The sequence below is a fragment of the Komagataeibacter xylinus NBRC 15237 genome (genome assembly GCF_001571345.1).
Taxonomy (GTDB): domain Bacteria; phylum Pseudomonadota; class Alphaproteobacteria; order Acetobacterales; family Acetobacteraceae; genus Komagataeibacter; species Komagataeibacter xylinus.
Genome location: NZ_BCTP01000022.1, coordinates 39,284 through 49,840, shown reverse-complemented (window position 1 = coordinate 49,840; position 10,557 = coordinate 39,284). Strand labels below are relative to the sequence as shown.

Genomic DNA, 10,557 nt, shown 5'->3' with positions numbered 1-10,557 from the left:
CGACGAGACTACATTTCAGGACTTTACTCGCAGTATCGAAGACGGATCGATCTGAGGCAGCGCGGTGGGCGAGATACGTTGGTGATAGGTTTCCGACATGAAATCGATGAAGGCCACGGCCGCGCCGACTACAAGGCGCGCGTGCCGTGGTTCTAGACCTCGGTGCTTGCCGTCGCGACCATGGCCAGAACCGTAGAGGCTGCGAAGTTCAGCCAAGTATTGAGTGATTGTTGTCAAATTACGAAGCAGAAGACGGATTGTCTGGGCACCCTTGGTTTCTTCCGAGATGCCCTCGGGAACGAGCCGTAGCTCTTTAGTGAGAAGTTTTGTGAGTTCGGGTAAGCTCGCGGTCTTGGTAAATGGAACTTGCTGGCGAGTAAGGATCGACTTACAGCAACTTTCAACCAAGTCTTTTGCAGTGCCTATAGCTAATGCTGGGTCAGATTCGACCGCCACAACAAGACGTTCAATCTCTTTCTGCATCCAGCCCGCGTCGAGGGCGTCGGCGACGGTTCTGGCACGGGAGACTGCTAATTGTCCCGCAAGCCCGGCTCTACGAGCAACGAAGCGCGGCCGACCCGCAATGCGTTCCTCCTCAACCAGCGACCAACCGTCCTGTCGGAGTTGGTCGTTATATTGTGTAACTAGCCTTATTGACGCATCCTTGTCAGGTCGGACGACCGGGTGGACAGTTTCGCAAAGGAAGCGCAAAAATACATCATCCGCCCCGCCTTGTAGACCTAACCGCACATCGTCATAGATCCAATCCTCGGACCAATCACAGTTGTTAACGCGATGCTGATAGATGTCGCCAGCCGCGTCTTTGTATCGGGAGTCGTAGGACGGCAACGTCTGTAGATCATAGATACGTGCAAGGAAATCGACTTCGTCGAGATTACCGCACCATCTGACTTTCTCAATCCGGAGGCCGTCGATAATGTTCAGTCGGGTTTGTCGTCTAATTCGAACATTGGGCTTAGCGGCTGCACCTGGCTCAGCAAGGCGTGGGACGATCTTGGCGCTATACCAATCTTCACTATAGGGCTCCAGAACGGCTTTAAGGCGCTGGGTGATTTGCTCCTCGACGCCAGTCCTGGCAGCGCCGAGGAGCGCGTAATCGGCGGCATCGATCGCAAGGTAAACAGTCCATAACTCGGTCCCACCGTTCCAGTTGTCGAACCCGGTTCGCTCAATGCGCGGCGCGGCCGAACGCAGCAGATCCGCGGCTTGGTTCATTCGTTCGGCGGCAAGCAGTTCTTCGACCGTTGCGAGATAACGAGCGGGACGTTCAATCAAATCTTGCATATAGCAAGTCTAAAGCATTGCACTTTGAGTTTAAAGGAGATGGTATATCTCTGAATTTACGTCAATTTAGATGTTTTTTGACCCCAAACCTAGCTGGCGGGAGTGGGTCTTCAAAGCCTCTACGCCGATGTCTCATGTCTAACCCATTTGCCATAGGGCGGACAATCCACTCATCCCCCAAAACCGTCTGTCTGCTCAATGGAAACAGACCAGACAGACAGCACTCACCTTTATCCAGGACACTTAGGTGAGAGTTTGGCTTTTCAGAAAGCGGACATCAGTCTCAAAACAAAAACGGTCGTCTCTTTGTCAGTCATTTAGATCGTTCCTTTCTCGTTTTTTCTGCGCCTTGCGACGCGGTCCTAAATGAGTAATCAGAGAGGCCACGGAGATCCCGGCTCTCTTGGCTATCTCAGGCCCTGTGATCGCCGCCGTGGGGAGACCCCACAAGGGGAGTGCAATATTCAAGGCTCTCTCGCGACGCTCCTCCACCAGCTTGGGGTTAACCTCTGCGGCTTTCTTTCGCGCCGCCAGCGTTTGGCCTGTGCGCCGTCCGCGCTCCCACGCAAGCATCGCGGCCTGCACGTCCTCGATGCCACCGCCGGGTGGATATGCCTCACCCGTATCCACAGCATGTATCGTCGCTTTTCGTTTTGCCGCCGCCACAAGAACACTGGACAGGTCAACCGCCGTCAGAGCGAGGCAACGAAGGCTTGCAACAGCAATGCGTTCTGCCACGGGCCGTTTAATTGGCCGCAACATTTCCGCTCGCTGCGTCAACGCCTCGACGTTGCGGGTTCTCATGTCGTTCCGGGAGAGTTCATCCCGATAAACCGGCCCTGAGAAGCCCGCTGAATCGAGGATTTCCATCTGGCGCTCCGGGGGTAACCCAGATACCCCGTTTCTGACGTACAGCCGTGTGTGAATACCGTCAGACAACTTGCAATCCCTGTAGTAACATTTTTCTATTGAAAGACTACAACAGAGATTTTAAGTTTAGCAAGCCAAATCGGTAATGAACCCGTGCCCGCCCAAAGATAAGCATCCATTCCCTCACACCCAAACCCCGACTTTGGAGTATTGCTAATGCCGCTACGAGACATTTTGTCACTTCAGTCGGTAATCTGGTTGGCCTGTGTCGTCGCCATCGCAGGGGGCGCATTTGTCATCTTGGTCGCTTTAATAGCGTTGTTACGGAAGAGGGTGTCGGTTGTCCGCGCAGCCGTCATTATCATCTGCTGCGGGTTCTCTGTCGGGGTGGGCGCATACGTCTTACCTCGGTCCCACGAGATGTTCCGCACTCATTGATCTCACTGACAAACAAACCCCGGAGAAAAATTACATGACGTATGAAGAGCAAATGAAAATTGTGAACTCACTGTCAGATAAAGAGGTCGAAGAGTATGCGCGTCGGATCGTGGCTCGTGGTGCTACGGATTACCCACCAGACACCTTCACTGAAACTTTCGGATTGGAAGCGGCCGCTCTCGCCGGAGCAGGATATTCCAAACGCCTTGCTCCAGTTCTCAAAAGCATTGGGTTTGCCATTTCACTGAAACTGTTTCCCGGAAACCGAAAAGGATGTGCAGTACATTCGATTTGACAATTAAACCCCCGGAGAGTTTGCCTTGCAGAAGATTTCAGCACTTCTGACTTTTGCCGTTTTTATCGTGTGTCCAGCATATGCGGCCGAACCGGTGACCTCTCTCACCGTGATGGACCATCAAATTACAGTGCGCACAGTTGGTCAGACAGATCACGTAATTGCAGTGGATGGATCAGTCCTGAAGCACGATACCGACAATGAGCAGGTCGGGCTTCTCGGCCCTTACACGGGACAAGGACACACTTACGTGCTGCTGGCGGAAAGCGCAGGCGGCAATGCCTGCGAGATGCAGTTCCAGGCGGTCGATCTCACCACCTCCCCTGCCCGCCTCAGTCCGGTGTTCGGCAACTGCAGTCCCGACGTGCAGGTAAGGATCAGGGCAGGTGCGCTTCATGTCACCACGGGCGGTTATACAGGACGCCCCAGTGCTGGATCCCCGAAAATCTCTGGCGAAACCGTCGTTTTCGGGGATGGCAAGTTCACCCCTGCCCGCTAAACAATAAGGGGCAATGCTTGACACTCTCCACCTGACTGGATCCTGGCCCGTTCTTCGCCCGCGTGTTCTCGAACAGGTGGATCGTCTCACCCGGCAACGTCTGGGCGAGGCCGACGCTTCGGCCGAGGTGTTGCGCCCCATTCTCTCGACCGCCTGCTTCTCCCCTCCCCTGCCCGTCTTCATCGCCGGCAGCGCGCTTCCCGATGGCGACTTCCTGCCGGACACTGAACTCCCCCAAAGCGCGGAACACGCCGCCGTTGCCCGCACGATGGTCGAAACCGCCCTCCCCTCTCTACCTGTTGGTTTCCGGCTTGAGCTGGTGCTGGAGCTTGATCGCCAACGGCTGGCGTTCGTCGCGTCCCTGGTTCCGGTTGACCATGGTAAGCCAATGTCCGCGCAGGCTGACAGAGAGGGTCCGGACGCGATTTCCGTCCCTGCTCCTATTGGACAGGCTCCAGCCAATGTGGCGCGCTGGTTCGCCGCCCTGTCCGAAGTGGATATCCCCGAACACGACGGACGACTGGAGACATCACAGGCGGCCGTTGGTGCCTTCGTGCAGCTCGGCAAGGCCGCCAATACCCGTCGCGCCTATCGCTCGGCCATCAGCGGCTGGTGTGCGTGGGCGGGACGTCATGGGCTTTCCGCCCTCCCCGCACGCAGCGAGGACGTGGCGACCTATCTCGCGGATCTCGCATTGCGTGGACGGAAGCCGCCCACGATCGAACTGCATCGGGCGGCGCTGCGTTATCTCCATCACATCGCCCATCTTCCGGTTCCGACTACCCACGCGCTCGTTTCCGAGACCCTGGCGGGCATTCACCGCGCCCCAAGGAAAGCACTGCCGCGTCAGGTAAAGGGTCTGACCTGGGAGATGATCTGCGAGGTTGTCGATGCGATCCCGATGACCTCGCTGGTGGACGCCCGTGACCGCGCCATTCTGCTGATCGGCTATGGCGGTGCCCTGCGCCGCTCCGAACTGGCCGCAATCCAGCTTGAATACGTCACGCTCGACGACGACTGCATGCGGATCACCCTCCCCCGCTCCAAAGGCGACAAGAAACATCAGGGCACCACGATCATCATTCCGCGCGGGATCACCCGGCATTGTCCGGTGCGCGCCTGGGAGACGTGGCTGCGGCAGTCGAAGCTGACGCCGCGAAAAAAGACCAAGGGGGCCAAGGCCGACAGCGAGAACGTAACGACGGCTGCCTTCCCGCGGATCTGGGCACCGGCCGCTGCTAAGGACAACGAGCCGCCCCCTGCCCCGAAGATTGGGGCGCAGAGCCTCTCGGACTGGTCGGTCGCCAAGATCATCAAGCAGCGTTGCGTGGTGGCCGGGATCGAAGGCGACTTCAGTGGCCACAGCCTGCGCCGTGGCGCCATCACAACCGGAGCACAGGATGGCTTTGACCTGATGTCGCTCAAGCGTTTCTCACGGCATCGCGATTACCGCGTGCTGGAAGCTTACATCGAAGACGATCAGGCGCTCACGAAGCATCCAGGGAAGACGCGGTTTTAACGTGCCTCTAAAGGCTTTTGAGTGACCGCAACCGAAAGCATGCGGATGCACGCGGGTGCATGCAATGCAACCACATGCCTGCGCGTGCTCTCTATGCTGCCAGTTGGGGTTGGTGACTTTCCGCCTTTGCCAGTTCGCAGAAAGCGAAAAACCCGACGAAGGTCGCAGCACATCCGTCTATCGTATATCGCTCAAACGCCTAACCGATAACCGGTATTAACGTGTGCGAGCGTTCATAGAATAAGGTCCATCCTTGTCGTCTTAGGAGTAAGAGACGATCCTAAGCGATATGAGATGGCTGGTTTTTTTTAGCATGCGTGCGCTCGCATGCGCAGGCATGCGATACAAGGAAGTAGGGCTGGGTTCTAAACTTGGAGCGGGAAATCCGCGTCATACAACCGTTCACCACATTGAGCAGCAAGTATTCCATCATGTAAGCACGCGCATGCATGCACATGCATGCGAGTGAATGCTCTAGTTAAGCACGCATGCAGGCGGTTGCATGTGGTAGCACATCATGCTACCACATGCTGGCAAAAGCATGGTGTGCTACCGATAGCTTTTGGCGACTTCCAACGCTTGGCGCCTAAAGGAAAGCAGAATGCCCGTAATCGTTGTAGCAAATCCAAAAGGGGGCGCTGGTAAGAGTACCTTGACGTTGGTCATGGCGCAGACCCTCAAACGAATGGGCGCCTCGGTCGCGATTATTGATGCTGATCCCAATCAGCCCATAGCTGACTGGCGTCGTGGCAATTCCGAATGCGACTTCTCCGTCGTGACCGACACCAAGGAATCAACGATAATCCGTCAGATCAAAGATCAGGCCAGTATTAATCAATTCGTCTTCGTTGATCTCGAAGGAACGGCGAGCCGTCTTGTTTCGCGCGCTATAACTCAGGCGTCATTGGTGCTCATCCCACTTCAAGCAAGTGGAGTGGACGCTCGTCAGGCGAGCCGTGCGGTGGAATTGATTCACGAAGAGGAAGAGGCGTTAGGAGACCGTCACATCCCTTTTCGAATTATTCTCACACGGACCAGCCCGATTATTCGCACCCGCATTGAGAAAGAAATTGTCAGCCACATTCAGGGGGCGGGACTGCCTATGTTCCGCAACGCGCTCAACGAAAGACAAGCCTACAAGGCTATCTTCGTGCGACGTTGTGCTTTGAATGAGCTTGACCCGAAAGAGGTAAATGGACTGACAGAAGCTATTAAGAATGCCGGAGAAGTTGCCGATGAATTGGTTGATGTAATCGCAGACATCGAAAGGGGAGGCGAGCAAGCAGCATGACTGACGACACATATGGTTTTGGCGAAACACGAAAAAAACTCGCAGGTATTTCGCCTCGGCCGCCTCGTGAGGTGCATCCTGAGTCACTCCGCAAAACTGACGCCGCCAGCGTAGAAGCTGGCTTTGTCCCTCGTGAGCCCGGGGCACGCACCGCACCTAGACGCCAAAAATCGGTCGGACCGACGATCACAATAAATACCAGAGTTCCGGTTGAGATCGCTGAGCGTTTCATAGCGTTCTGCGACGACAACAGACTGGCTTACTGGGAAGGTATTGACGATCTTATGAAACGCGCGGGCATCTAGCTTATTATGGTGGCTATCGGTTGCATGGCATGCAACTGATAGCATCCGCATGCAACGTTGCGAGTTATCCTTGGGACTTTACTCGCGCTGATGTCTGTTCAAAATTTATCCACACATTGTCGGGTGGACTTTGGTCGCAGAAACCATGGACTCTGGTCGCTTATGGTGAGGACTCTAGTCGCGCACATACGGTACAAATAATAATCTAAACTTCTCAAATAGCTTCCGCGACCAAAGTCCACGTTGCGTCCGCAACGACTTCCTGCGAGGAACAAACCATGCCGACCCCGCACATGCTCATCTTGAATCACGGAATCGACGAAGCTCGTCGGCGTGCCGATAGCAAGCATCAGAGAAATCTGATTGAAGCGGCATTTCAAATTCTGAGCGAAGAGAATGAGAAACTCGGTTTTACTTACTCAGGTTTTGCACTGACCTGTCTCCCCCACAAACCGCCAAGCGAAACGGTGTGGAAAAAAGACGGTCACAACCTAACATTGCTGATCCAAAGTGGCGTTGAACGAGACGGGTCGCATGTCGGAGTTCCTTACGGATCCTACGCGCGCTTTATTCTTCTGTTCCTACAAAGCGAAGCTATAAGAAAGAAGACCCGAGAAATCGAGCTCGGAAAATCTATGCGCGATTGGATGAGCAACATGGGCTTATCCATTGGAGGTAAGACTTACAAGAACGTCAATGCACAAGCAAAGAAGATATCTTCTTGTAGTCTGACGTTTTATTCGGGCTTTAATAATAAAGAGCTCATGAAGAAAGGAGGATTCGTCGATGGTGCCATAGCCATGGTTGACGAAAGCCAAGACCAGTCAACGCTATGGCAGGATACCGTTATCCTAAACAAAGAATTCTACGAGTCTTTATCACACCATCCTGTCCCGCTAAGCGAAACCGCGCTTCGGGCAATTGGAGCCCGAAGTCTAGCCATTGATGTTTATATTTGGTTAGCATATCGCCTGCACTGCATTAAAGGCGATGTCGAAGTCTCCTGGCCATCGCTGCATGCTCAGTTCGGATCCGGTTATTCTCGTTTGCGGGACTTTCGCGCTGGTTTTATTGAGTCCTTAGAATTAGCAACTGCCGTTTATCCCGACGCTAAAGTAGCTGTGGGAGAAACGGGAGTGACTCTCTCCCCGTCAAAGCCACCTGTAGCCCGCCTGGAGGGCTGAACCCTGCCTGCGGGCCACTGTTCCTATTCAGATTTCCGCGTAGCCGAACGAAGTGTGGACTCAACTCGCGGTAAGACCATGAACCGCCGATAGTCGCGCTGTTTCCGTGATCGCTGGTGACAGGGACTCTGGTCGCGGTCTGGCACCAAACAGGTTTCTGCTCCACTCATTAACTACCTAATAATGCGCTTTTTTTGTTCCGCCAGACGGCAAACTGAGCTGTGGACTTTGGTCGCGGGCAATCGGTTCGAAGTATTGTGGACTCTGGTCGCGCCCCCCAAAGGACAGAAGGACAGAAGGACAGAAGGACAGAAGGACAGAAGGACAGAAGGACAGAAGGTGGCACCAGCCCGGCGCGTGCGGCGCAAGTGGTGGGTTCTCGCCAGGCTTGTCCGCTGCGCGGCCTGCACGTGGCTGCGATCCGGGCGCTGCGCGCCGCACCTGCGCCCCCCACTCCGGCCCGGTTGCCGCGAAGGCATCAGGGAGAAGAAATGAGGTGAGACCGAAAGGTCAGCCCCTTTTCCGCTCCTGACGGCCAATCCCGGTCATCCCCGAAATCTGGCACCCCGACCCTCGCGAGAGGCGTCGGGCGCTGCCGTTTGGACGGAGTGCGTCATGTCCGCGTCTTCCCAGCAGTTCAGCCTGTTCGACACCACCGCCCTCTCTGGCGACCTCGCCGCCCTGTGGTCACTCGACGACGATCAGCCCATCCCCGAGGTGGCCCCGGCGCCAGCCGAACCCCTGCGTATCCCCGCGCGCGATTTCCGCCTCGACGGCGTGCGTGGTCTGGCGCACGGCTGGAAGGCCCGCGCCGAGGCCAATGTTGCGGCGATCGCGCTTGTCGCTGCGCTTGAGCGCGAGGACCGCAACGCGACACCGGCCGAGCAGGACGTGCTGGCCCGCTTTACCGGCTTCGGTGCAGGTGAGTTGGCCAACGGTCTGTTTCCGGCACCCGGAAAAGAGGTGCGCAAAGGCTGGGAGGACGTGGCCTCGGAACTGACCCGGCTGACCAGCGAGAGCGACCGCGCCGGGCTGCAGCGCGCCACGCAGTATGCCCACTATACGCCAGAGCTGATCGTACATTCGCTGTGGGACATGGCCCAGCGCATGGGCTTTCGGGGCGGTTCCGTGCTCGAGCCCGGTTGCGGCACCGGCCTGTTTATCGCAGCACGCCCGGCAAAGCTCGAGGGAAAGATCGCCTTCACCGGGATCGAGAACGACCCGATCTCGGCGCGGATCGCCCGCAAACTCTATCCGAACCAGTGGATACGTAGTGAGGACTTTACTCGCGCCCAGCTGATCCAGGGCTACGAGCTCGCCATCGGCAACCCGCCTTTTTCCAACCGGTCGGTGCATGGCCGCGAAGGTCTGGAGAAGCTGGGACTGAGCTTGCACGACTTCTTTATCGCGCGCTCCATCGAGGCGTTGCGCCCGGGCGGGATCGCGCTGTTTGTGACATCCCGCTACACGCTGGACAAGACCGATCCCACGGCACGCCGGACCATCGCCGAGAGCGCCGATCTTCTGGGTGCCGTCAGACTGCCCGAGGGGGCTATGCGCGATGACGCCGGCACCGACGTCGTGGTGGACGTGCTGGCCTTCCGCAAGCGCGAGATCGGCGAGGTGCCCGGCGACGAGACCTGGCTTGAGACGGGCGAGGTCGCCGGCAGCGATGAGGGCAATGGCCCGCTGATCGTCAATCGCTACCTTCTCGCAAACCCGGTGCAGGCGCTCGGCACGCACGCCTGGACCACCACGCAGTTCGGTCCCGGCTACACCTGCGCGCCCCGCAAGGATACCGGCCTCGACGTCCTGCTTCCGGACGCCCTTAGCCGGATCGCGCCCAGCGTGCATTTCCTGCCGCCACGCGAGAGCCGGATCATCCGGCCGGCAGGCGATGGCGTGCGGATCGGCACTGCGGCAACCAGCGCCGACCTCAAGGAAGGCAGCTACTTCGTCGAGAAGGGCACGCTGCACCAGATCATCGACGGGCAGGCCCAGAAGGTCGCGATCCGCAAGGCTGGTTCCACCGAGGGGATCTTCGCCAAGCACGGTCGCATCATCTCAGCGCTGGTGCCGGTGCGCGATAACGCCCGCGCCGTCCTGCGCGCGCAGATGGCCAATCAGCCCTATGGCGAGCTGCAGCGTCGGCTCAAGACCGCCTATCTGTCCTTCGTGCGTGAGTTCGGTCCAATCAATCATACGCGGACCAGTGTGCGCGAGGATCCCGAGACTGGCGCGAAGCGTGAGACCCAGCGCCGCCCCAACATCCAGCCTTTCGTGGACGATCCGGATGTGTGGCTGGTCGCGTCGATCGAGGACTACGACGAGGCCACCGACACCGGGCGCATGGGGCCGATTTTCTCCGAGCGCGTCATTCACGCGCCGAGCGAGCCGGAGATCCACGGCGCGCACGACGCACTGGCTGTGTTGTTGCACGAGACCGGCCGCGTGGACCTTGCGCTGATCGCGGAGCTTCTGGGCCACAGCGAGGCGGATGCGCTGACCGAGCTGGGCGATTGCGTCTATCTCGACGCTGAGAAAAGCGGGCAGGGCAGGGACGTCTGGGTGACGGCCGACGAGATGCTCTCAGGCTGACACTGCCTCACCGGCTCAATGTCGTAATTGCGGTATCGAGTGGCAACACGGGGATCCCGCGATCTCACTGCCGTGTCGCGGCTTCGGTGCGGCCGAAGGAGAGCCTTGCCAGAGGAATGCGGGCGGCAATGAGACAGTATGCGCTGCCCGGGACAAGGATGCGGTAGAGGCAGGAATTCTAGAACCCTGCGAGCGATTGACGTGGGACGGACGCCACCAGAAGCCGCTGCGCCTCTCGATGACCCCTGTGCCG

At 57.6% G+C, this 10,557-nt stretch carries 9 protein-coding genes; 7 read left to right on the top strand and 2 right to left on the bottom strand.

Features of this window, described 5'->3' with window-relative positions:
* Window positions 1-15: 15 nt before the first annotated feature.
* Both GXY01S_RS10110 and GXY01S_RS10105 read right to left on the bottom strand, forming a co-directional pair.
* Window positions 16-1,305 carry an abortive infection family protein gene (locus GXY01S_RS10110; RefSeq protein WP_061274707.1) on the bottom strand — a complete coding sequence of 430 codons (1,290 nt, stop codon included), beginning with the start codon at window positions 1,303-1,305 and terminating at the stop codon, window positions 16-18.
* 309 nt (window positions 1,306-1,614) lie between these two features.
* The gene (locus GXY01S_RS10105; protein WP_061274705.1) at window positions 1,615-2,175 is read right to left on the bottom strand and encodes a hypothetical protein; all 561 of its coding nucleotides are present in this window, start codon (window positions 2,173-2,175) and stop codon (window positions 1,615-1,617) included.
* Between the two features lie 472 nt (window positions 2,176-2,647).
* Between GXY01S_RS10105 and GXY01S_RS18145 the strand changes: the two genes are divergently transcribed.
* The 7 genes from GXY01S_RS18145 (at window position 2,648) to GXY01S_RS10075 (ending at window position 10,304) form a co-directional block, all read left to right on the top strand.
* On the top strand, window positions 2,648-2,908 hold the full coding sequence (locus GXY01S_RS18145) for a hypothetical protein (protein ID WP_146222785.1): 261 nt from the start codon (window positions 2,648-2,650) through the stop codon (window positions 2,906-2,908).
* Between the two features lie 25 nt (window positions 2,909-2,933).
* Window positions 2,934-3,407 carry a hypothetical protein gene (locus tag GXY01S_RS18140; protein WP_146222786.1) on the top strand — a complete coding sequence of 158 codons (474 nt, stop codon included), beginning with the start codon at window positions 2,934-2,936 and terminating at the stop codon, window positions 3,405-3,407.
* 13 nt (window positions 3,408-3,420) lie between these two features.
* Complete coding sequence (locus tag GXY01S_RS10090; protein ID WP_061274699.1) at window positions 3,421-4,926, top strand: tyrosine-type recombinase/integrase; 1,506 nt, start codon at window positions 3,421-3,423, stop codon at window positions 4,924-4,926.
* Window positions 4,927-5,527: 601 nt separating this feature from the next.
* Window positions 5,528-6,217 carry a nucleotide-binding protein gene (locus tag GXY01S_RS10085; protein ID WP_061274697.1) on the top strand — a complete coding sequence of 230 codons (690 nt, stop codon included), beginning with the start codon at window positions 5,528-5,530 and terminating at the stop codon, window positions 6,215-6,217.
* Window positions 6,214-6,522 carry a hypothetical protein gene (locus GXY01S_RS17160; protein ID WP_082770826.1) on the top strand — a complete coding sequence of 103 codons (309 nt, stop codon included), beginning with the start codon at window positions 6,214-6,216 and terminating at the stop codon, window positions 6,520-6,522. The genes GXY01S_RS10085 and GXY01S_RS17160 overlap by 4 nt, the downstream gene beginning before the upstream one ends.
* A gap of 278 nt (window positions 6,523-6,800) precedes the next feature.
* Window positions 6,801-7,706 (top strand): replication protein RepA, encoded by a 906-nt coding sequence (locus GXY01S_RS10080; protein WP_061274695.1) that lies wholly within the window; start codon window positions 6,801-6,803, stop codon window positions 7,704-7,706.
* A 615-nt stretch (window positions 7,707-8,321) separates the two neighbouring features.
* Window positions 8,322-10,304: a hypothetical protein gene (locus GXY01S_RS10075; RefSeq protein WP_255210412.1), complete on the top strand. Its 1,983-nt coding sequence runs from the start codon at window positions 8,322-8,324 to the stop codon at window positions 10,302-10,304.
* Window positions 10,305-10,557: the final 253 nt, after the last annotated feature.

Bases quoted from the DNA above. Each gene is read 5' to 3' on its own strand.
- GXY01S_RS10110 (WP_061274707.1), bottom strand. From the start codon at position 1,305: ATGCAAGATTTGATTGAACGTCCCGCTCGTTATCTCGCAACGGTCGAA.
- GXY01S_RS10105 (WP_061274705.1), bottom strand. From the start codon at position 2,175: ATGGAAATCCTCGATTCAGCGGGCTTCTCAGGGCCGGTTTATCGGGAT.
- GXY01S_RS18145 (WP_146222785.1), top strand. From the start codon at position 2,648: ATGACGTATGAAGAGCAAATGAAAATTGTGAACTCACTGTCAGATAAA.
- GXY01S_RS10090 (WP_061274699.1), top strand. From the start codon at position 3,421: ATGCTTGACACTCTCCACCTGACTGGATCCTGGCCCGTTCTTCGCCCG.
- GXY01S_RS10085 (WP_061274697.1), top strand. From the start codon at position 5,528: ATGCCCGTAATCGTTGTAGCAAATCCAAAAGGGGGCGCTGGTAAGAGT.
- GXY01S_RS17160 (WP_082770826.1), top strand. From the start codon at position 6,214: ATGACTGACGACACATATGGTTTTGGCGAAACACGAAAAAAACTCGCA.
- GXY01S_RS10080 (WP_061274695.1), top strand. From the start codon at position 6,801: ATGCCGACCCCGCACATGCTCATCTTGAATCACGGAATCGACGAAGCT.
- GXY01S_RS10075 (WP_255210412.1), top strand. From the start codon at position 8,322: ATGTCCGCGTCTTCCCAGCAGTTCAGCCTGTTCGACACCACCGCCCTC.